At 46.8% G+C, this 22,364-nt stretch carries 12 protein-coding genes; all 12 read left to right on the top strand.

Features of this window, described 5'->3' with window-relative positions; translation table 11 throughout:
- The first annotated feature begins 5 nt into the window (after positions 1–5).
- The gene (gene ptrA / locus CKY02_RS08330) at positions 6–2,909 is read left to right on the top strand and encodes a pitrilysin (protein ID WP_112894931.1); all 2,904 of its coding nucleotides are present in this window, start codon (positions 6–8) and stop codon (positions 2,907–2,909) included.
- A complete protein-coding gene (gene recB, locus CKY02_RS08325; protein ID WP_167405285.1) occupies positions 2,909–6,514 on the top strand; it encodes an exodeoxyribonuclease V subunit beta in 3,606 nt (1,201 codons plus the stop codon). Before ptrA ends, recB begins: the two co-directional genes overlap by 1 nt.
- Positions 6,514–8,367, top strand: coding sequence for an exodeoxyribonuclease V subunit alpha (recD, locus tag CKY02_RS08320; protein WP_112894929.1), 1,854 nt, complete (start codon positions 6,514–6,516; stop codon positions 8,365–8,367). Before recB ends, recD begins: the two co-directional genes overlap by 1 nt.
- A 731-nt stretch (positions 8,368–9,098) precedes the next feature.
- Entirely contained in the window at positions 9,099–11,234 is a 2,136-nt protein-coding gene (locus CKY02_RS08315) for a type I secretion system permease/ATPase (protein WP_167405283.1), read from the top strand.
- 141 nt (positions 11,235–11,375) lie between these two features.
- Positions 11,376–12,791, top strand: a complete 1,416-nt coding sequence (locus tag CKY02_RS08310; RefSeq protein WP_112894927.1) for an HlyD family type I secretion periplasmic adaptor subunit — start codon at positions 11,376–11,378, stop codon at positions 12,789–12,791.
- Between the two features lie 120 nt (positions 12,792–12,911).
- Positions 12,912–13,433: a DUF5625 family protein gene (locus CKY02_RS08305; protein WP_112894926.1), complete on the top strand. Its 522-nt coding sequence runs from the start codon at positions 12,912–12,914 to the stop codon at positions 13,431–13,433.
- A 48-nt stretch (positions 13,434–13,481) separates the two neighbouring features.
- Entirely contained in the window at positions 13,482–14,003 is a 522-nt protein-coding gene (locus CKY02_RS08300; protein ID WP_112894925.1) for a DUF5625 family protein, read from the top strand.
- A gap of 48 nt (positions 14,004–14,051) precedes the next feature.
- Complete coding sequence (locus CKY02_RS26540) at positions 14,052–14,279, top strand: hypothetical protein (protein ID WP_338015649.1); 228 nt, start codon at positions 14,052–14,054, stop codon at positions 14,277–14,279.
- Between the two features lie 19 nt (positions 14,280–14,298).
- Positions 14,299–14,583: a DUF5625 family protein gene (locus CKY02_RS26535; protein WP_338015650.1), complete on the top strand. Its 285-nt coding sequence runs from the start codon at positions 14,299–14,301 to the stop codon at positions 14,581–14,583.
- Positions 14,584–14,631: 48 nt separating this feature from the next.
- Positions 14,632–15,153, top strand: coding sequence for a DUF5625 family protein (locus CKY02_RS08290; protein WP_112894924.1), 522 nt, complete (start codon positions 14,632–14,634; stop codon positions 15,151–15,153).
- A gap of 48 nt (positions 15,154–15,201) precedes the next feature.
- Positions 15,202–15,723: a DUF5625 family protein gene (locus tag CKY02_RS08285; protein WP_112894923.1), complete on the top strand. Its 522-nt coding sequence runs from the start codon at positions 15,202–15,204 to the stop codon at positions 15,721–15,723.
- A 34-nt stretch (positions 15,724–15,757) separates the two neighbouring features.
- Positions 15,758–22,240, top strand: coding sequence for a S8 family serine peptidase (locus CKY02_RS08280; RefSeq protein WP_112894922.1), 6,483 nt, complete (start codon positions 15,758–15,760; stop codon positions 22,238–22,240).
- Positions 22,241–22,364 lie beyond the last annotated feature (124 nt).

Below are 22,364 nucleotides of genomic sequence, written 5' to 3'. Positions count from 1 at the left end.
AAATAATGCATAAACATTTTGTTCGCATGATAACTGTGATGTTCCTGCTTTTTTGGGGAACGGAGAGTTATGCGCAAACACCACAATCACCACAACTACAGTGGCAGCTACTGCAAGAGACAATTTATAAAAGCGAAAATGATCATCGTCAGTATCAGGGAATCAGATTGGCAAACAATATGACGGTCTTGCTGGTATCTGATGAGAAGGCAACCAAATCTCTGGCAGCGGTAGCAATTCCGGTTGGTAGTATGGAAAACCCTGACAGCCAGCTCGGGCTTGCACATTATCTGGAACATATGGTTCTGATGGGATCTGAACATTATCCACAATCAGGTGATTTATCTGAATTTTTGCAAAAACATGGTGGTAGCTATAATGCCAGCACGGCTTCTTACCGCACGGCTTTTTATCTTGAAGTAGAAAATGAAGCGTTAGCTCAAGCCACAGATCGTCTGGCTGATGCACTGGCTGAGCCGTTACTTGACCCAGTGAATGCAGATCGGGAGCGAAACGCTGTTAACGCAGAGCTGACAATGGCGCGTTCGCGTGATGGGATGCGGGTTGCCCAAATACGGGCAGAAACCTTGAATCCTAAACATCCCAATGCCCGTTTTTCTGGTGGTAATCTAGAAACATTGAAAGATAAACCAGGGAGTAAATTACAGACAGAACTGGTGGATTTCTATCAGCGTTATTATTCAGCCAATCTGATGAAAGGTGTCATTTACGGTAACCAGCCTATCGATAAACTGACTCAAATTGCTGTTGATACTTTTGGTCGGATACCTGACAGAAAAGCGAGTGTGCCGCTGATTACTGTGCCGGCAGTAACGGAAAAAGAGAAAGGGATTATCATCCATTATGTTCCTGCCCAACCGCAGAAGGCATTGCAATTGGAGTTCAGTATTGACAACAACAGTACTGATTTCCGTAGTAAAACTGATGAATATCTCGGTTATATGATAGGCAACCGTAGCCTGAATACATTATCAGATTGGCTGCAAACTCAAGGACTAGCGGAAAGTATCAGTGCTGGCGCGGAACCTATGGTTGATCGCAACAAAGGCATCTTTTTTATTTATGTGACGTTGACAGACAAAGGGCTTGCACAACGGGATCAGGTTATTGCGGCCATTTTTGCCTATATTAATTTGTTAAAACAAAAAGGCATCCAGAAAAGTTATTTTGATGAGATCGCAAAGGTTTTGAATCTGTCTTTCCGATATGGCTCCATTGTTCGTGATATGCATTATATTGAATGGTTATCGGATGCTATGTTGCGAGTTCCTGTTTCCAATGTACTTAATGCCGGTTATCTGGCTGATAACTATGATCCGGAAGCAATCGCCAACCGGCTTGCCGAGTTGACGCCTGAAAATGCAAGAATCTGGTATATCAGTCCAAAAGAGCCGCATGATAAGCAGGCTTATTTTGTTCAGGCGCCTTATCAGGTTGATCGAATCACATCACGGCAACGAATGGAATGGCAGCAGTTAAAGGCGCGGATGAACTTTTCTTTGCCTGTGCTAAATCCTTATATTCCTGACGATTTGAAGCTGATAAAAGCCGGTAAAAATCAAAAACATCCAGACATGATCCTTGAACAGCAGAATGTCCGCCTGTTCTACATGCCGAGCCAATATTTTGCTGATGAACCTAAAGCCAGCATTACGCTTAATTTGCACAACGCAGAGGGTTTGAATAACGCTCGTGAGCAGGTCACTTCCTCTTTACTTGATTATTTGGCAGGGCTTTCCCTTGACCAGCTTAGTTATCAGGCTTCTGTTGCAGGAATGAATATTTCTACGGGTTCATCCCAGGGGCTGCAATTGGGAGTAAGTGGTTACACTCAGAATCTGCCAGCGCTTTTAACCTCTTTAATCAGTAATTACATGGCATTCACGCCAACTGAGGAGCAACTGGCACAGGCTAAGTCCTGGTATCGTGAGCAGATAGCGGTTTCTAATAACGCTAAAGCTTATGACATGGCTATGCAGCCATTGAAGCGCCTTTCTGTGGTGCCTTACACAGAACAATCCACTCGCCTGGAAGCGCTGGAGACTATCACGGTTCAGGATATTGTTACGTATCGTCATGAAATGATAAAAAACGCTGCCTTGCAGATGATGATCATTGGGAACTTGACCGAACAGCAGAGCAAAGTGATTGCTGAATCTGCCCATAACCAACTGGCTAATCAAGGAACGGGCTGGTGGATTGGGAATAAGGTGGTGATTGATAAAAATTACCCGGTTAATTTCCAGCGTGTTGGCAGCAGCACAGATGGTGCTTTAGCAGAGGTTTATATTCCGACGGGTTATAACCGTATAGAAGGTTATGTTTATTCTAGTTTGTTAAGCAATATGCTCCAGCCGTGGTTCTATGATCAATTAAGAACAACAGAGCAACTGGGATATGCGGTGTTTGCTTTCAATACCAGTGTGGGGGAACAGTGGGGGTTGGGGTTCCTGTTACAAAGTAATAGTAGGCAACCAAAATATTTGAATCAGCGTTATCAAGATTTCTATCAGAACGCCGGTAATAAATTGAAAGCAATGTCTCAAGCTGATTTTGAGCAGTACAAGAGTGCGCTGATTAATGAAAAGCAGCAACCGCCACAAACTTTCTATGCCGAAGTTGCCCGCTTCTCTGGTGATTTCAGCCGCAATAACTTTAATTTTGATAGCAGAGATAAAATGCTTGAGATTCTAAAGAAAACTACACAGCAGCAACTGATTAATTTCTATCGGAATGCGGTAATCGAACATCGGGGGCTGTCATTAATTTCACAAGTGATTGGTAAATCAGGAAACTTGGATGGATATGCGAAATTGAAAGGTTGGAAAACCTATCAGAATGTGACTGAATTTCAGAAACGGTTACCTGTTGAGGTAAGAGAGCAGTGATCACAGAGATATCTGTTCACAGGCTTAATGTATTAACTCTGCCGCTGAATGGTCAGCGGCTGATCGAAGCATCGGCCGGGACGGGTAAAACCTACACTATCGGTATCTTATATTTGCGTCTTTTACTTGGACTGGGGAAAGATGCCGCTTTTTCACGACCTTTGAGTGTGGAAGAGATTCTGGTGGTTACTTTTACTGAGGCAGCAACAAATGAGTTACGTGGGCGTATCCGTGAAAATATTCATAAACTTCGCCTCGCTTGTATTCGAAACGAAGTAGAAGATGCAGAACCAGCCTATCAACAGCTATTGGATGAAATCCCAGATAAAGGGAGGGCGGCTATCTGGTTACTGGCCGCAGAGCGGCAAATGGATGAAGCCGCGATTTATACCATTCATGGTTTTTGTCAGAGGATGTTGGCGCATAATGCTTTTGAAGCTGGGATCTTGTTTGAACAGACATTAATTCAGGATCAACAGCCATTAGAACGACAGGGGTGTGCCGATTTCTGGCGGCGCCATTGTTATCCATTGCCGTTATCAATGGCACAGGTAATCAGTCAGGAGTGGAGTGGGCCGGAAGCCTTGTTGGCTGAATTACACCCTTATTTACAAGGGGATATGCCATATATCGTTAATGAACCGGACAGTGATGAAACGTTGTTAAGTCGCCATGAAAAAATTATCCAGTTGATCAGCGATGTTAAATACCAATGGAATGAAGTTGCTGGAGAATTGCACGATTTAATGGCGGGCTCTGGTGTTGATAAAAGAAGTTACAGTAGTAAGCACTTACCAAATTGGTTGAATAGTGTCTCGGATTGGGCTCAAGCGCCTACAGAGGATTATCTGTTGCCAAAAGCATTGGAGAAATTCCGACAGTCGGTATTGGCAGAAAAGACAAAAAAAGGTGAGGTGCCTGAACATTCACTTTTTGTTGCGATAGATGATTTATATAAGCAACCACTTACTTTACGTGATTTGATTATCTCCAAGGCTATTATTGAGATTCGCCAATCAATCTGTCAGGAAAAATTAACGCGTGGTCAGATGGGGTTTGATGATTTATTAACCCGTCTTGATGATGCTCTGAGAGGCCCTGGCAGTGATTTGCTTGCTGAGACAATTCGCCGACGCTATCCGGTTGCGTTGATCGACGAATTTCAGGATACCGACCCACAGCAATACCGGATTTTTCATACCATCTATGGCAGTCAGTCTGAAAATGGGCTGCTGTTTATCGGCGATCCTAAACAAGCTATTTATGCATTTCGCGGCGCAGATATTTTCACTTATATTCGTGCCCGTTCTCAGGTAAGTGCTCACTATACTCTGGAAACAAACTGGCGCTCAGCCTATTCAATGGTACAGGCAGTAAATAAGCTATTTATGTGTTCGGAAAACCCATTTTTGTTTGAGCAGATCCCTTTTATTGAGGTTTCCGCGGCAGAAAAAAACCGAGAGCTATCTTTTAGCTATGATGGTGAAGGACAGGCCGCACTGAATTTCTGGTTACAACCGGGAGAAGGCGTTTCTACCGGAGATTATGAGCAAACGATGTCACGACTTTGTGCTGCGCAAATTCGAGATTGGTTACAGGCAGGTAGTGAAGGGCGGGCTTTGTTACATAAAAGTGAAGGTTCTCGACCTGTGACGGCTGCTGATATTACGGTTTTGGTGCGTAGTAGGAAGGAAGCTACACTGATCCGTAATGCACTTAACCTGTTATCTATTCCTTCTGTATTTCTTTCTAACCGAGAAAGTGTATTTGCTACCGCGGAAGCCAAGGATATTCTCTGGTTATTGCAAGCGGTGTTATCACCAGAGAAAGAGCGGGTTTTGAGAAGTGCGCTTGCCAGTGGTTTGTTTGGTTTGACCGCTCGACAGATAGACAAACTAAATCATGATGAGAAGGCGTGGGATCAGTTAGTTGATGAGTTTGATGGCTACTTTCGTCTGTGGCAACGCCGTGGCGTGTTACCTATGTTACGAGCGGTAATCGCCAACCATCATATTGCTGAGAACCTGCTTGCCAGTTATGACGGTGAACGGCGTTTGACAGATGTGATGCATATTGGTGAGTTGTTGCAGGAGATATCTTTACAACTTGATAGTGAACATGCCGTCACCCGCTGGTTGGCTCAGCAAATCTCTCATCCTGATCCACAATCTGAAAATCAGCAGATTCGGCTGGAAAGCGATCGTCATTTGGTACAAATTTGCACTATCCATAAGTCTAAAGGTCTGGAATATCCGCTGGTATGGCTGCCATTTATCTGTAATTTCAGGGAGCAGAAGCGGGCGATATATCATGATCGGACAAGCTTTAATGCTTGCCTTGATATCTTTCCTGACGACGAGACGATTAAGCTGGCGGAACAAGAGCGATTGGCAGAGGATTTGCGTTTACTCTATGTCGCATTGACGCGCTCTGTTTACCATTGTAGTGTCGGCGTGGCTCCGCTGATAAAAGGCAATAAGAAAAAGATCGGGGATACGGATCTGCATCAGTGTGCTCTAGGCTACCTGTTGCAAAAGGGGGTGAAAGGGGATGCTGATTTTCTGGCGACATCGCTTAAAGAATTAAGCGGGGATGGCATTGTTGTATCATCAATTAATGAGACAGATGGTCATCCCTGGCAATTGCAAAGTAAAAATGATTTAGTCCTATCGGCCAGGCAATTTAAACGCAGAGTTCAGGATGAGTGGCGTATTACCAGTTATTCTGGTTTACGAAACTCTGTGGTTCATCGTGGTAATGCTTCTGCTTATTTTGCGGGAGAAGAATCTATTGACGTGATTGTCCAGTCTATTGCGCCAAAGCTTGATGTTGATGCTAGTGGTGAAAAGCAGTTAGCAGAACAACCTGAAATGACGCCACATACATTTCCTCGGGGAGCCTCGGCAGGGACTTTTTTACACGCTATTTTAGAAGAAATTAGTTTCAGCCAACGACCTGATGAAAAATGGTTGGCAGAACAACTGCAATCAGCCGGATTTGATGAACGCTGGAGTGGGACATTACAGCAATGGATGACCGACATTTTTACCATTCCATTGAATGATGAAGGAGTGCAACTGGCAAAAATTCCGCTGCATCATCAACAGGATGAAATGCAGTTTTATCTGCCTGTTGAGCAACTTTTGCGATCTCAGGAATTGGATATGGTAATGCGTCGTTATGACCCGATTTCTGCTCGTTGCCCCCAACTGGAATTTCAGCAGGTGAAAGGAATGCTGAAAGGGTTTATTGATTTGGTCTTCTGTTGGCAAGGCAAATTCTACGTGCTGGATTACAAATCAAACTGGTTGGGGGAAGAGAGTCAATCTTATACCCGCCAGGCAATGGAAATAGCCATGATTGAGCATCGCTATGACCTGCAATATCAACTTTATACACTGGCATTACATCGTTACTTACGTCACAGGTTGGCTAATTATGACTACCAACAACATTTCGGCGGTGTGATTTATCTGTTTCTCAGGGGGATAGATAAACAACAGCCGGGGAATGGTATTTTCAATTGTCGGCCATCGGCTGAATTTGTTGATGCTTTGGATCTGCTTTTCAGTGGTAGTGAACAGCTTGAGAAAGAGAAAAATTGATGATTTCGTTATTACAACAAGCAGTAAACCTCAGGCTTTTGCGTTCATTGGACTTACAGTTTGCTCATGTATTGATTGAGGATAAAGATCCTGTTTTGTTGTTGGTGATGGCGCTGTTAAGCGCTGAAACCGGTACCGGCCATGTTTGCCTGCCGGTTAATCGGATAACGCCAGAATATTTTTTTGATGGGCGACATCGTGAATTTGCAGAGCAATTATGGCGAGCTGCGGGAAAACCTGATGAGCAGAGTTTGCTGATAGCGCTGGAAAATTGTGCTGCGGTTAGTGATGGGCTTCAACCAACGCCTGTGGTGCTTTCCCATGACCGGCTTTATTTGCAGAGAATGTGGCAAAGTGAATGTCAGGTGGCGGCTTTCTTTTCCGGCAATCAACCAACCGATAATATTCAGGAACAGCAACTGAGAACTGTTTTAGATGAATTATTCATGCTGCCTGAGGAAACGGTGGACTGGCAAAAGGTGGCTGCGGCTGTCGCGGTGACTAGCAGAATTTCGGTTATCTCTGGCGGACCGGGAACTGGGAAAACAACGACAGTTGCTAAGTTATTGGCTGCCTTAATCAAACTTAATCCTGATAAAAAGCAGGTTATCCAACTGGCGGCTCCGACTGGAAAAGCAGCCGCCAGATTGACCGAATCTCTTAATAGCGCGGTCAGAAAATTGCCTCTGACGGAGAAACAGTTTGCATATATGCCGGATCAGGCGCAGACGATTCATCGCTTGCTAGGAGCGCAGCCTGATAGCCAGCGATTACGCTATGATCGAGATAATCCACTTAGTCTGGATGTGCTGGTGGTGGATGAAGCTTCAATGGTGGATTTACCCATGATGGCTAGGTTGATTGATGCATTGCCACCGAAAGCGAAAATTGTTCTGCTTGGTGACCGAGATCAATTGGCATCAGTGGAGGCTGGAGCGGTGTTGGGTGATATTTGTCGTTTTGCTGAACTGGGATACAGCATAACGAGGGCACAACAACTAAGCAGATTGACAGGATGTTGGTTAGTTGCGGGTGATCAGCAAAATATTCCAGAGGTTCGTGAACATTTATGTCTTTTACGCAAAAGTTACCGCTTTAATGTAGATTCTGGAATTGGTCGGTTGGCTGCGGCTGTTAATCAGGGAAAGAGTCGGCAAGCTCTCTCTATTTTGCAGCAACCGTTGAAGGATATCTGTTTTTACCCATTGTCCGACGATGAAGATTATCAGCGGTTGCTGACAGAAACGGTATCGGGTTATCACGCTTACTTGTGTCTGGTGGCAAAGCAGGCACCTGTCAAAGAGATTTTAGATGAATTTAACCGCTATCGTTTGTTGTGTGCACTTAGAGAAGGGCCATTTGGTGTCGCTGGGCTTAATGAGCGTATAGAACAGCTACTGCATCGTCAGGGGTTTATTCGTCGCCCGGTCGGGACTTTCAGCCGAGGTTATGCAGGCAGGCCCATCATGATATCGCGTAATGACAGCACACTGGGCCTGTTTAATGGTGATATCGGTATTATGCTCAGAGACGAAAATCATGAACTGCGTGCTTATTTTCAGTTGCCTGATGGACAGATTAAAGGAATCCAGCCAAGTCGTTTACCACAACATGAAACTGCATATGTGATGACCGTACATAAATCACAGGGCTCAGAATTTGACCACACAGCTTTGGTATTGCCGACGCAGTTTGTGCCGGTTGTCAGCCGTGAATTGGTCTACACAGCGATAACCCGTGCTAGAGAAAACCTGACCCTTTATGCACATGAAACGGTATTGCGTCAGGCAATCCAGACGCCAACTCAAAGGCGAAGCGGGCTAGCAGAGCGGCTTAACTTACAGGGGTATTAGCGTTTGCTCTGTTAGACTGACGTATGCAAAAAAATTTATATGTTAATGATGTAGTCATATCTTTTATGGCGTTTTTTGTTCAATATTTGAACGAGTGATGAGCTAAAACTTTTGAACTGAACAAGAAAATTATCAATATCTTTGATGGATTTTCTGATTTGCCGAGCTAACTTCGGTAAATACATCTTTTTGTTTCTGTAAAAAGTTATCGTTTAGATGACTGATTAGTTTTTGTGTAGTGATCTGGCGATTATACTAACCTATGCAAGAAGAATGTGTCTTTAACCTGCCTGTATGCCAAATTTTGGCTAATTTCTAATTGAAATTTCTTTTCTTGGTTTTTTGGTTGATTAATTATTAGCCGTGATATCCGATCGGTAATACCGATTGGTTTCATTATGATGGCTAATAACTGATCGATATCTTATTTTCACTGATTCAAGAGTCGTTGCAATTATTGAATCAGATTGTTGATGCTTATATTTTTCATTCGATACAAACAACAGCGTTATAAGTTTAGCAAATGTTAATATTATTTTGTGGTTAATGTCACTATTTGTTAATATTTTAAGTGAAATTTATTATTAATTAATGATATAAATGTTTAATTACATGAATTGTGATTTGTTTACTAAACGGATTGCGGATATTTCTGGATAGCTTACTAGGGGTGAGATGAATATCCAGGTGTTTGATTTAAAGGATAAAGTTGTCTGATGCAGGATAATGAAATGAGTACTGAGTCACCCCACTCTTCTCCGGAGCTGGATACCGGCTTGATTTGCCTGGCTATGTTGGCCAGGTTTCACAATATAGCTATATCGACTGAACAACTTTCACACGAATTTTCCACTTCCAACCAAGGTCTTACCCTGAAGGAGCTACTGCTGGCTGCCCGTCATTCAGGGCTGAAAGCCAAGGCTGTACACACAACACTTGCCAGACTTGAACATACTCCCTTGCCCGCCATTGCCATTGACCGAGATGGGCGGTTTTTTATTTTGGCTAAACTGGACAAAGAACAGGCTCTGATTCAAGACCCACGTTCGGCGCGTCCCGAAGTTATCAGCTTCGAGCAGCTTGAGCAGCGTTGGACAGGGCAACTGGTGCTTGTGCGTTCCAGTAACAGTCTGTCCGGAGAGACTTCTCGCTTTGACTTCACTTGGTTTATCCCGGCTATCGTCAAATATCGCAAGTTGTTGGGGGAAGTTTTGCTAGGGTCTTTTGCCTTGCAGCTGTTTGCCTTGGTGACGCCGTTGTTCTTTCAGGTGGTTATGGACAAAGTACTGGTGCACCACGGCCTAACCACACTGGATGTTGTCGCGGCGGGATTGCTGGGCATCATGCTGTTCGAGTCGGCCTTGAGCGGTTTGCGTAGCTACGTGTTTGCTCATACGACCAGCCGTATTGATGTGCAGTTGGGATCGAGTCTTTTTCGGCACTTGATTAATCTGCCGCTGGCTTACTTCCAGGCCAGGAGAGTCGGTGATTCTGTGGCTCGTGTACGTGAACTGGAAAACATCCGCAGCTTCCTTACTGGCAACGCCATTACCCTGATGCTCGACGTGCTTTTTTCTCTGGTGTTCATCCTTGTGATGTTCTATTACAGCGGCTGGCTGACTCTCATTGTGGTGTTATCATTGCCGCTTTATGCACTCGTCTCGGGGTTGGTTACACCTCTCTTGCGTAAGCGATTACAGGATAGCTTCACCCGCAACGCTGAGAATCAGGCATTCCTTGTCGAAACGGTCAATGGCATTGATACCCTAAAGTCAATGGCGGTTGAACCGCAGGCCATCCGCAAGTGGGACAACCAACTGGCGGCTTATGTTGCCGCCGGTTTCAAAACACAGACCTTATCCACTATCGCCAATGAAAGTGTTTCGCTTATCGGCAAGTTAGTGACGGTTGCCACACTCTGGCTCGGTGCCCGCCTCGTGATAGAGGGGCAGCTATCGGTGGGGGAACTGATCGCATTCAATATGCTGGCTGGCCGTGTCAGCGGCCCTATCATGCGTTTGGCGCAACTGTGGACCAGCTTCCAGCAGACCGGGGTCTCAGTGCAGCGCCTGGGAGATATCCTCAATTCCCGTACGGAATTGTCTCAGGCTACACGTAGCACAGTACCGCCGCTCAAGGGGCAGGTAGAGTTCGAACAGGTGCATTTTCGTTATCGGGCTGATGGTTCTGAGGTGCTGCGCGGCGTCAATCTGGTCATTGGCGCGGGAGAAATCATTGGTGTGGTGGGCCGCTCTGGTTCCGGCAAAAGCACTTTGACCCGCTTATTGCAGCGGCTCTATGTTCCGGAGCGCGGACGGGTCATGGTCGATGGCATGGACTTGGCATTGGCTGATGTGTCCTCGCTGCGCCGGCAGATCGGCGTGGTGTTGCAGGACAATATGCTATTCAACCGCAGCATTCGCGAAAACATTGCTTTGAGCGATCCGGGGGCGCCGCTCGAAGTGGTCATGCACGCCGCCCGCATGGCTGGAGCTCATGAATTCATCCTTGAACTGCCCGAAGGTTACGACACCATTGTGGGAGAACACGGCGCGTCACTTTCAGGCGGTCAACGGCAACGGGTAGCCATTGCCCGCGCCTTGATCGGCAATCCTCGCATTTTGATTTTCGACGAAGCGACCAGTGCGTTGGACTACGAGTCTGAGCGGGTGGTTCAGCAGAACATGCAAAGCATTTGCAAGGGGCGCACGGTCATCATTATCGCTCATCGGTTGTCCGCTGTACGCGACGCGCATCGTATCCTTGTGATGGATCGCGGGCAGATCGTTGAACAGGGCACCCACGCCGAGTTACTGGCACGTCAGGACGGCCACTATTCACGACTGCATCGAATGCAGCAGGGATGACAGGCTTCCATTTCTGGAAAGTACGATCAAAACGGCTAATCACGCAATCAATGGTTAATAACATAATCAATGGTTAATAACACCATCAGAGGCAGATGTGACCAAGATAAACATACTCCGATTCAAGGAAAATAATTTCAAATGAGCGCTACCCTTTCCTTATTGCAGCGTTATCGTCACGCGTGGCGTGAGTCTTGGCACCAACGTAAAAACATGGACGTGTCGCCGCGACTGGCTCATGAATTACAGTTTTTACCGACGGCTTTAGAGTTGCAGGAAACACCGGTTCACCCAGCACCGAGAGTTTTCACCTGGACCATTCTGGGTTTTGCTGTATTGGCGTTGCTCTGGGCCTACATCGGCAAAATCGAGGTAGTGGCTATCGCTCCGGGAAAGGTTGTTCCCAATGGCAAGACCAAGTTGATTCAACCCAGTGAAACGGCGGTGGTCAGAGCGATCCACGTCAATGACGGTCAGACGGTGAAAGTTGGTGAGTTGTTAGTCGAGCTCGACCCGACGGCGGCGAGCGCCGACGTCAGCCGGATTCAGAGCGAGCTGTTGGCTGCTCGTATCGACAGTGCGCGGAGTGCCGCCATGCTCGACGCGATCAATCAACAAAAGTCGCCGGCTTCGCTGGTAGGAACGATTGCCAATGCCAGCCCTGAGCAGGTGCTCAGTGCCCAACGCTGGCTTCAAGGACAATACCAGGAATACCGCAGCAACCTGGAGTTGGTGGATGCAGAAATTCTCCAACGCAGCGCCGAAATCCAGTCAGCCCAATCTCAGGTGGCTAGCCTGCGAAAAACGCTGCCGATTGCTACACAATTGGCCGAGGATTACCAACGGTTATTGACGAAACAGTATGTGTCGCGGCATGAATATCTGGAAAAAGAGCAGACGCGGCTGGATCTGCAACGCCAGTTAAGCGTACAACAGGCCAGTGTCTTGCAGTACACCGCCGCTCAGGACGAGGCGCGGCGTCGGCGTGAGGCTGTTGTTGCGCAAAATCGCCGCGCCATGCTCGACCTGCAACAGGAAGCCAACAAAAAGGCAGCGACCTTGGTTCAGGAGCTGGCGAAGGCCCGTTATCAAGAAACTTTGACCAGCCTCAAAGCCCCGGTGGCCGGCACAGTTCAACAACTCGCTATCCATACTGTCGGTGGTGTGGTGACACCCGCTCAGCCGCTGATGGTCATCGTCCCCGCAGACCAATCGGTAGAAGTGGAGGCCAGGCTGGAAAACAAGGATGTGGGTTTTGTCCATGTTGGTCAACCGGTCACCGTCAAAGTGGAAACTTTTACTTTCACCAAGTACGGCACCGTTGACGGCGAAGTGCTCAACGTGTCGAACGACGCCATCGAGGACGAAAAGCATGGGCTCATCTATAGCAGCCGCATTCGTTTGAAGTCTGATCACGTGATGGTCAATGGTCAGCGAGTCCCACTGGCTCCGGGCATGTCGATCACGGCAGAGATAAAAACCGATCAACGACGAGTAATCGATTACTTCTTGAGCCCATTGCAGCAGCATCTGGATGAAAGTTTGAGAGAGCGGTGAGAAAACGGAGGTTCGTGAGGGCAGCTCTGTGAACCCGGCTCGCTATACTCACCGTTTTCCGGGTTTGAGATAAATGACCGTTAATGTTTTTCGCCGCCTTACTTTATTTGGAGTGAAGAAATGAAATTATTACGTATGTATGAAAGGTTTAAAAATTGGCGAAATATTATTGTTTTTATGAGCTTTACCTTATTAATGTCCTGCTCTAAGTTCATTGATATATACAGACCTATTGACGTATCGAAGTCTGGTCAATCAGTCAAAATTGATTTTGAACTCAGCAAGGAAGGTAATTATCAGTTCACCTTACTGTTTGAAACTGGGGAGGGTTATGATGAAATGGAAAGGAGGTTTAAGTTTTTTGGGAGAGCTGATAAAGATGGAGTAATAATCCCTGTTTCACTCCATATCGTTAAAGATGGCGAGATTTTTTTTGACAAGAAAATAAATGCTAGGGGATACGATGGGGGACAGGCTTTCTATTACGAAGAGAAATATGTAAATACGGCGGTGCGAGAAATTAAGACATTTTTGCTACCCCCCGGGAGTTACTCTGTGGTTATTACTACCCTGGAGGATGCTCCCGCTTTTAATGGCATCGAGAGTTTTGTTGGATTCACCTATTACGATCCGAAGATTTAAAATGGTATCAATATAAACAAAGGAAATATCAAAATTTGGAGTGACGTGATGAAAGTATTACAGGTACACGAAAGGTTCAAAAACTGGCGAAATATTATTGTTTTTATGAGTTGCACCTTATTAATGGCATGCTCTAAGTTCATTGATATATACAGACCAATTGACGTATCGAAGTCTGGTCAATCAGTCAAAATTGATTTTGAACTCAGCAAGGAAGGTAATTATCAGTTTGCCTTACTGTTTGAAACTGGGGAGGGTTATGATGAAATGGAAAGGCGGTTTAAGTTGTTTGGGAGAGCTGATAAAGATGGAGTAATAATCCCTGTTTCACTCTATATCGTTAAAGATGGCAAGATTTTTTTTGATAAGAAAATAAACGCTTCAGGGTCCGAAGGAGGGCGTGTCTTCAATTACGAAGAGAGAAGTATAAATACGGCTGTGAGAGAAATTAAAACATTTTCATTACCTCCCGGACGCTACTCTGCGGTAATTACCACCCTGGAGGATGTCCCTGTTTTTAATGATATTGAGAGTTTTGTTGAGCTCACCTATTTTAATCCGAAGATTTAAAATGGTATCAGTATAAACAAAGGAAATATAAAAATTTGGGGTGACAAAATGAAAGTATTACGGGTACATGAAAGGTTTAAAAACTGGCGAAATATTATTGTTTTTATGAGTTTTACCTTATTAATGGCATGCTCTAAGCACATTGAGACTATACGCAAACAGATTAATGTGTCGCATTCTTGGCAATCCGTTGAGATTAATTTTGAACTCAGCAAGAGAAAGGCTGGAGATTATCAGTTTGCTCTGCTGTTTGCTAATGGGAATGGTTTTTTATGAAATGGAAAGGCGAGATAAATTGTTCGGAAGTATTGATAAGAACGGGATTGCAATTCCCGTTTCGCTTCGTCTGGTTAAAGACGGTAAGGTTTTTTTTGACGAGAAAATAAACGCAGTGGGCAGTGGTTGGATACAATCCTTCTATTACAAAGAGAGAAGTATAAATACCACGGTGCGCAATATAAAAATACTTGAGTTACCTCCGGGACGTTACTCTGCGGTAATTACCACCCTAGAGGATGTCCCTGCTTTTAATGGCATTGAGAGTTTTGTCGAGTTCACATATTTTAATCCGAAGATTTAAAATGGTATCAGTATAAACAAAGGAAATATCAAAATTTGGAGTGATGAAATGAAAGTATTACAGGTACACGAAAGGTTTAAAAACTGGGGAAATATTATTGTTTTTATAAGCTGTATATTATTAATGGCCTGCTCTAAGTACATTGATATATACAGACCGATTGACATATCGAAGTCTGGTCAATCAGTCAAAATTGATTTTGAAATCAGCAAGGAAGGCAATTATCAGTTTGTCCTGCTGTTTGCTACTACGGATGATTACGATGAAATGGCAAGGAGGTTTGAGTTGTTTGGGAGAGTTTATAAAAACGGAGTAATAACCCCCGTTTCACTCCATATCGTTAAAGATGGCAAGATTTTTTTTGACAAGAAAATAAATGCTGCGGGATCCGAAGGAGGGCGTGCCGTCAATTACGAAGAGAGAAGGATAAATACGGCTGTGCGAGAAATTAAAACACTTTCGTTACCCTCCGGACGTTACTCTGCGGTAATTACCACCCTGGAAGATGTGCCAGTTTTTAATGGTATTGAGAGTTTTGTTGAATTCAACCATTACGATCCAAAGATTTAAAATGGTATCAGTATAAACAAAGGAAATATCAAAATTTGGAGTGATGAAATGAAAGTATTGCGTATACACGAAAGGTTTAAAAATTGGCGAAATATTGTTGTTTTTATGAGCTGTACATTATTAATGGCATGTTCTGAGCCCATTAATATATACAGACCGATTGATGTGTCGCATTCTGACCAGTCAGTCAAAATTGATTTTGAAATCAGCAAGAAGGGAGACTATCAGTTTGCCCTGTTGTTTGCTAGAGGGCATGGTCATGATGAAATGAACAGGCGAGATGAGTTATTTGGGAGTATTTATGATGACGGGGTGACAACTCCCGTTTCGCTTCATCTGGTTAGAAACGGTCAGGTTTTTTTTGACGAAAAAATAAACGCAGGGGGATACGATGGGGGGCACTCCTTTGATTACGAAGAAAGAACGGTAACTACGGCGGTGCGAGAAATTAAAACATTTTCGTTACCCCCCGGACGTTACTCTGCTGTCATTACTACTCTGGAAGATGTCCCTGAATTTGATGGCATTGAGAGTTTTATCGAGTTTACCTATTTTAATCCAAAAATTTGATCAACATCTGTAAAAAAACAAGGAAATAACAAGTATGGGAAAGAAATATACCGTAACCTATAAAGTTGCCCCGCAGGGGTCTCAGTATGTTTATCAGGCCGATAAGAACGAGCACAAAGCCGGAGACGTACATTCTTCAACTGGCGGTCATATGTGGTATGTTTTAAGTGACGGGAACGGGAATGAAAAAAGTGTCGGTTTTGAGTCACAGTTTGATCAAGCGTTTGGCCCCGGGCGAATAACGCCTTTTGATAATGCCGCCTACCAACAGACCTCTTATGAAACCACCATAGAGTTGACTGAAGATCAGTACAACAAGTTAGAAGATTTTTCAAAAGACCCGCAGTCAGGTGAATTTGGATTTAGATTTGATAATAAACGCTATAATCTGTTTACCAACAGTTGCGTAGATTTCGTGTTTTCATCATTAAAGGTCATTGGATACAATCATAGAGATTTTGAAGGAAATCTGTTCCCCAATAACAATGTTGCTCCTTTGCGGAGATTGTTAGATGTTAATGGAGCTCAAATCATTCGTGACAACCTGACTCGTCATGGTGAGTATTATGAAGAAAAAGGTGGTATGCAATGTTTATGGCTTGGCGTAGACGATATACATCCTCGCCCGCCATCGACAAACTTGATTAATATTGATATCAATTCCTCCCCACAGCCGCAGAAACATATTCAGGGCGAAAACAAAGCGCAGCAGGATGTTGCCAATGGGTTTATACAAAATTCTGCAACACATAAAATATCTGCCCGCGGGGATATGCTCAATAAAACAGACTTCACTTCAACCCAAATGGCCAGCCTTGCCACCGGTGGTATTCGTCCCGGTGAAATGCAGCTCGACCCCAATGTCAAACCCAACAGCTATCTGTCGGAATTCTACAAGCCTTTCTACCAACCCGGAGACATCAGCAAGCTGGACTTCGGCCTGCGCAACGCTGTGACGTTGAATGGCTTGTCGGCGATGACAACGTTTAACACTTATGTTGACCCGCTGTTATTGGATCTGAGCGGCAATGGTGTGCATATGACTGACATTCGTGACGGCGTGCTGTTCGACATGGACAACAGTGGCACGCTTAAGCGTAGCGGCTGGGCGGATCGCAATACGGGAATACTGGTGATCGACGATGGTAGTGGTCAGATAAAAAATGCCGCCCAGATGTTTTCCGAATACTACGGTGGCAAGGCCGGAATAAACGGAGTCGCTGGCGAGAAAAAATTCAAGGAGGGTTTCGGTGCTTTAGCCAGTGAAGATGCCAACAAGGATGGCGTGATTGATGAACGTGATCCGATCTGGGGTAAATTACGGGTCTGGGTTGATGGCACCCACGATGCAAAAGTCGATGCGGGCGAACTCAAAACACTGGCAGAATGGGGTATTACTCAGATAAACGTCCGGGCTTCGAACAAAACAGACGTCCGTGATGGGAATAAGGTCGTTGCCAGTGGGTCGTTTACTATCAATGGTAAAACTCAGGAAGTGCTGGCCGTCGACTTTCTTGGTGACCCCGTTAGTAATACCTTGAGTACTCAGGGAGCAGGCACACGAGTGACCTCCACTCACAACGATATCACAACCACGGCTTACGCCAGCCAGAGTGAAACAGATGAAATCCTAAATGCGCAGCAACTGGGAGTAAGCAATCTGTATGGTGGCAGCGGCAATGATACGTTGATTGCGGCAAAAACTGGCAGTTGGCTGGTCGGGGGCGCAGGGAGCAATACCTATGTCGGTGGTGCTGGCGATGATGTTTTTGTCATCAGCGCTTCTGACGATACGAAAAACATTCACGGCAATGGCGGGCACGATACGGCGATCATTGTCGGCAAAAAAGGTGTAGAGCTGAACATGGCTCAAGCCGGTTTAACTATGGCTCAAGGCGGGAGTGGCAGTGATGTCATCAGAAGCGGTGGAGCCAATGGTGTCTTTATCAAGGGCGGCTCCGGCGATTCGGTGTTGGTCGGTGGCATGGGTAACGACGTCCTGGTCGGCGGCAGCGGGCACAACACTATCATTGGTGGCAGTGGCAAGTCGGTTATCTATGCCGGTCCTCAGGGCGACACAATCTATGCTTCCGAAGGCGGCAGCATTATTCACGCTGGTGGCGGCGATGATAAGATTTTTGGAGGCTTTGGTGACGACGTAATCGAAGTGGGTCACGGCAATGCTAGGATTGATGGGGACGGAGGGGTCAACATCGTCAGCCTGCACGGTAACCACGGCGACTATCAAATTACCCGTACCGACAGTGGGTATGTGGTGGCCGATAAGGTCGCCGGGCGTGACGGCACGGTTACGCTGAAAAATATCCAAAAACTCAATTTTTCAGATATTTCGGCGGTTGATTTACAAACACCCAATGCGATGCCTGTCGAGGATGTCCTCACTCACGACAAGGACGGCAAGGTTTTTGATCGTACTCAGCCACATCTGATTGCCGCAGAAAGTCTGTTGGCTAACGATCAACATCTTAACAGTCAGGGTGCCCTGCGCATTGCCAATGTTGGGGATGCGATAGGCGGTACGGTCAGCCTCACAGCCCAGGGTGATGTCTTGTTTACGCCGGATGCAGATTACACCGGTGTCATTAGCTTTAAATATGGTGTAACTGACGCAGCCGGTAATCCATCAGCATCGGTAGTCGATCTAAGCAGTGGGGAAACCGCGCCGATGCGCGCCGTTGCGACATTATTGACCCCGGAAGTCCCGCTCGATCCCTTGGCTGCTCAACAATGGTATCTGAGCGATGCCAACATTCTGCCGGTCTGGAAGGACTACACCGGTAAAGGGGTACGCATTGGTCAGTTCGAGCCGGGCGGTAAGTTTGCCACCGCGCCTGAAATATTTGATATCAATCACCCCGACCTTGCGGCGAATGTCGACAAAGCCTGGTTGCAGACTCAACAAACCAATGGCGCCTTGCCGAATGTGGTCTCCAACCACGCGACGATGGTGGCGGGTGTGATGGTTGCGGCGAAAAATAATACAGGTGGTGTCGGGGTTGCCCATGATGCGACGTTGGGCGGCTATTATCTGGCCAATGACGGTGCCGATCTTGCGGGACTGGGGCATATGGTCAGTTTTGATATTGCCAACAATAGCTGGGGATTTGCCAACGATTTCGCGCTCAGCAGCTTTCAGGGCGGTTCCATAAATACTGCCGCGTCGCTGAGCCTGAATGCGCAGTATGCGGCGGCTAATGGTCGTGGCGGATTGGGTACCGTCATCGTGGCGGCGGGCGGCAATAATCGTGCGGAAGGCGGCAATGCCCAAGGGTCGTTGACCAATAACAACCGCTTTTCGGTGGAAGTCGGTGCAATCAACGCGCAGGGCGATTTGTCGACTTTGCAGATTGGCTCCTCACCGTTCTCCAATCCGGGAGCCAGCCTGTTGGTTTCGGCGCCGGGCAGCAATGTCGTGTCTACCAGCTATATGCTGAAAACCGAACGTGGCTCAACTTTCGGCAATGACTACACCAGCATGCAAGGCACCAGCTTTGCCGCGCCGATAGTCTCCGGTGTTGTTGCGTTGATGCTTGAGGCCAACCCGAACTTAGGCTATAGGGATGTGCAGCAGATCCTTGCTCTATCCGCTCGCAAGATCAATGACCCATCTACCGCATGGAGTGATAATAGCAGTCATAGCTGGAATGGCGGCGGTATGCATACCAGCAACGATTACGGTTTCGGTCAAATCGATGCGCGAGCCGCTGTTCGCTTGGCTGAGTCTTGGATGACTCAAAGCACCGCTGCCAACGAGTTTGTCTATAGCGCATCCAGCGGCCCTCTGGGGAAAACCTTGGCGGCGGGGGAAACGCTAACATCGTCCATCGCCATGAATGCCGGTCTGAATGTCGAACATGTCGAGATCGATTTTGACGCTCAGGTAGGCCGTCTTGGCGATCTGACGCTCAAACTGATCTCTCCTGATGGCACTCAGAGCATATTGCTCAATCGTCAGGGTAAGGTTCCAGACGGTATGCCGGGCGCGAGCGCGACTGATCTAGGTAGTAGCCAGTCGGGGACGTTCAAATACAGCTTTATGTCGACCCATGATTTGGGTGAACGCTCGGCTGGCAACTGGACCCTACAGGTGAGCGATGCGAATTCCGGCCTGCCGGTCACATTAAATGCCTGGTCGCTACGTTTGTACGGCAGCAAGAGCACCCCGGATGACACTTACTTTTACACCGACGAATATATCCAATCGGTGGTCGGGCAGGCCAACCGCGCGGTGTTGGATGATGCGGTGAATGGCGTGGCGGGAGGGCGTAATACCCTCAATGCGGCGGCTGTTTCGCGGGATACCTCGGTCAACTTGCTGACAGGTGTTGCCAGCATTGGCGGCACAGCGTTGACGATAAAGAATCCATCGGGCATTCAGAACATCGTCACCGGCGATGGCAACGATACGCTGGTTGCTGGTAATGCCGATGCATTGCTTGATGGCGGGCGTGGAAACAACACACTGGCAGGTGGCGCGGGCAAGGACTTCTTTGTGGTCCACCGCCGTGAGGCGGGTAGCGATATCATTAGCAACTTCGAGGCGGCTCGTGGCGAGATCATCGATCTGGTCGGATTTCGTGGAAAAACGTTTGCCGATCTGTTGCTGACGCAGCAGGGGGCGGATGTTAAGGTCGATCTGGGTAAGGGGCAGAGCATTGTCCTGAAAAATCAGACACTCGCCGGGATCGGTGCGGCGAACTTCAAGTTCCAGGACACCTTTATCGCCCCGGTGGCTTATACGAGTAGCGACGCCTCAACGCTCCAGCCGCAAGAAGGCTTGGGAACCGTGATCCTTAAGGGCGGCGGCAAGGGCGTCATGCTCACTAGCGATGCTCAGGGTCAGATGAAATTTAGCTTGAATGGGACGATCTATAGCCATGACAGTGCGGCGTCAGACGTTTTTGTGGTGGCAGCCCAACCGGGTGTTAAGGACTACAAGAATGCATTACGTGGGTTCCGTCACGGCATTGATAAAATTGATTTGCGTCAAACCGGCGTCACTGATTTCAGCCAACTCACCATTGCTAAGAGTAATCGTGGCACGATCAACGGCCTGTCACAAATTCATGGCGTTGAAGTGATCTTTAATGGGGCCAGCGGTACTGATTCAAACGTGAAGTTGCTGTATCTCGATACTCTGGATATTTCGCAGGTCGATGCGGCCGATTTTCTTTTTGCGGAGCCTATGCCGGATTTGGTTCCAACGGTCAAGCCAGTGGTGACGCAATCTCTTGATAAACCAACGATTACTGTACCGGGTTCATTGACACCAATTGTCGACCCCCTTGGCGTTGATAAGCCTTTACCACTTTCCCCTATCGACCTGAAGCCGATTAGTATTCCCCCAAGGAAGCCGGTTAGCATTCCCCTTATAGACTGGAATCTGACTAAAGTTTCTTCTACTGATATTAACCGGGATATGATTAAAGTTACCCCTGTTAAGCTGGAGCCGATTAGAATTAACACTGGCCTTGTCGACCTGAGGTCGCGTATTGACCAGAATGTTGACCGGATGTCACCTATTAACCGGGATATGATTAAAGTTACCCCTGTTAAGCTGGAGCCGATTAGAATTGGCACTGGCCTTGTCGACCTGAGGTCGCGTTTAAACCAGAATGTTGACCGGATGTCACTGATTGACCGGAAGCCGATTAGCACTCCTCCTGTTGAGCCGCGCACAACGCTTAACGTTCCGAAAATTGAGCCAGCAGTGGAACCTACACCGGTGACCACTGACCCTAATTCCATTACGGTCCAAAAAACTTTTGGCGAGGTTACCTTGGGGGACGAGAGCAAGACTGTCAATGTGAAAGCTGTAGGTGTCAAAATGGTTGCGGGTAACGGTGACAATACAGTCAATGTGGCAGAATCGATGTCAAATATTACGCTGGGTAATGGTAATAACGTCATTGTCGGAGATATCGACAAACTCACCGTCGGACATGGTAACAATAGTATCACTGGTACAGGAGGGAGGGCGACAATGAAGGTAGGGGACGGTAATAACCATATCGTGACTAGTGGTACCATGTCGCGAGTGGAAGCTGGGAATGGTGATAACCATATCGTGACCAGCGGTACTATGTCGAAAGTGAAAGTCGGGGAGGGTAATAACCATATTGTGACTAGTGGTACTATGTCGACGGTAGAAGTCGGGCATGGGGACAACGATTTGGAATTTAGCGGTAAGATGGGGAACTTGGTGTTCGGAAAGGACATCAGCCCTGAGCGTCTGTGGTTCCAGCATGAAGGGCAGGATCTGCAAATATCGGTCATTGGCAGCAAGCAGGAGGTCACACTGCATAATTGGTATGCCAGTCCTTCCGAACGACCCGGTAGCATCATGGCGGGTGACGGTCATCGGTTGATGGACCGTAATGTCGAAAATCTTGTCCAGGCGATGGCTGCCTTCGCGCCACCGGCGCCTGCGACCGCAATGCTCGGCGATGTTGAGCAACAGCGGCTGCAACCTGTGCTGGCAGCCAACTGGCACTGATCGGTGACAAGGCCCGCGATGGTTATCGCGGGCCTTATAAATAGGTGAATTGCGCCGTTTAAATGTAAGCGCCCCATATGGGGACTTCTGCCTTTCGACAGGCAAAATGTCTAACTGTTGGGGC

The sequence above is a fragment of the Photorhabdus bodei genome, from assembly GCF_003287735.1.
Classification (GTDB): Bacteria; Pseudomonadota; Gammaproteobacteria; order Enterobacterales; family Enterobacteriaceae; genus Photorhabdus; species Photorhabdus kayaii.
The sequence above is the reverse complement of the archived record's forward strand: the minus strand, read 5'-3'. Positions and strand labels throughout refer to the sequence as shown.

Coding starts and splice junctions, on each gene's coding strand:
- recD (WP_112894929.1), top strand. CDS start 6,514: ATGATTTCGTTATTACAACAAGCAGTAAACCTCAGGCTTTTGCGTTCA.
- CKY02_RS08300 (WP_112894925.1), top strand. CDS start 13,482: ATGAAAGTATTACAGGTACACGAAAGGTTCAAAAACTGGCGAAATATT.
- CKY02_RS26540 (WP_338015649.1), top strand. CDS start 14,052: ATGAAAGTATTACGGGTACATGAAAGGTTTAAAAACTGGCGAAATATT.
- ptrA (WP_112894931.1), top strand. CDS start 6: ATGCATAAACATTTTGTTCGCATGATAACTGTGATGTTCCTGCTTTTT.
- CKY02_RS08310 (WP_112894927.1), top strand. CDS start 11,376: ATGAGCGCTACCCTTTCCTTATTGCAGCGTTATCGTCACGCGTGGCGT.
- CKY02_RS08290 (WP_112894924.1), top strand. CDS start 14,632: ATGAAAGTATTACAGGTACACGAAAGGTTTAAAAACTGGGGAAATATT.
- CKY02_RS08285 (WP_112894923.1), top strand. CDS start 15,202: ATGAAAGTATTGCGTATACACGAAAGGTTTAAAAATTGGCGAAATATT.
- CKY02_RS08305 (WP_112894926.1), top strand. CDS start 12,912: ATGAAATTATTACGTATGTATGAAAGGTTTAAAAATTGGCGAAATATT.
- CKY02_RS08315 (WP_167405283.1), top strand. CDS start 9,099: ATGAGTACTGAGTCACCCCACTCTTCTCCGGAGCTGGATACCGGCTTG.
- CKY02_RS08280 (WP_112894922.1), top strand. CDS start 15,758: ATGGGAAAGAAATATACCGTAACCTATAAAGTTGCCCCGCAGGGGTCT.